We start from the raw sequence: 290 nt of genomic DNA, 5'->3' as shown, positions 1-290 counted from the left end.
GGCTGGCTGTACTTAGCAGTCGTTGTCGATTTATTCTCACGCAAAGTCATAGGCTGGTCTATGCAGCCCACAATGAAACGTGAAATTGTGATAAAAGCACTGCTAATGGCTGTATGGCGCAGGCAACCGACCTCAAACGTAATCGTTCATAGTGATCAAGGCAGTCAATATACGAGTGAAGACTATCAGGCATTTTTAACGGCAAATAATCTCACAAGCAGTATGAGTAGGCGTGGGCATTGTTTGGATAATGCCGTCGCTGAGAGTTTTTTCCATTCACTTAAAACGGA

General features: G+C 44.1%; 1 protein-coding gene. It reads left to right on the top strand.

Annotated features, from left to right (window positions below):
• Window positions 1-290, top strand: a 290-nt coding sequence (locus AN214_RS22065) for a DDE-type integrase/transposase/recombinase (RefSeq protein ID WP_152960869.1), incomplete at both ends; no start/stop codon positions are given.

The sequence above is a fragment of the Pseudoalteromonas sp. P1-9 genome (genome assembly GCF_001399975.1).
Taxonomy (GTDB): domain Bacteria; phylum Pseudomonadota; class Gammaproteobacteria; order Enterobacterales; family Alteromonadaceae; genus Pseudoalteromonas.
The sequence above is the reverse complement of the archived record's forward strand: the minus strand, read 5'-3'. Positions and strand labels throughout refer to the sequence as shown.